Genomic DNA, 424 nt, shown 5'->3' with positions numbered 1-424 from the left:
ATTTGGTTTTCCTTTTATGGGGAGGTCCGGCGCAGAAAAAAGGGAAAAAGATAGATAAAGAAAAACACCTGGTGCTCACCAGCGGCCATCCTTCCCCGCTTGCTGCTAATCGGGGCTACTGGTTCGGGAATAAACACTTCAGCAAGACCAACGAATTTCTTAGATCTGTAGGCAAAGAACCTATTGAGTGGTAATTAAAAGCGGTAGCCCAAATATATAGAGGGTAGGATCACAATGTCCGGAGAATATTTGTCGAAGAAGTTTCGGCCAATTCCAAAAGAACCATCTATAAGAAATCCTTGTTTGGCAACAAATTTACCACCGATTCCAACTCCAAAAGCAAGATCTGTGTATTCCATATCGACCTCTTTGGTCACCGGATCTCCAGTTTCAGGATCAGGAAAATCCATTTTGGTTTCATTGG

2 pseudogenes are annotated in these 424 nt (G+C 42.9%); one reads left to right on the top strand and one right to left on the bottom strand.

What is annotated here, in order from left to right:
• Positions 1-194: pseudogene (locus tag HC176_RS19705) on the top strand (uracil-DNA glycosylase); the annotation flags it as partial.
• Here the strand turns inward: HC176_RS19705 and HC176_RS16805 are convergent.
• Positions 195-424 (bottom strand): annotated as a pseudogene (locus tag HC176_RS16805) (hypothetical protein); the annotation flags it as partial. It abuts the pseudogene before it with no gap.

It is taken from the genome of Tamlana crocina (genome assembly GCF_012037625.1).
Note: the sequence above shows the minus strand (reverse complement) of the source record. Positions and strands in the feature narration are given on the sequence as shown.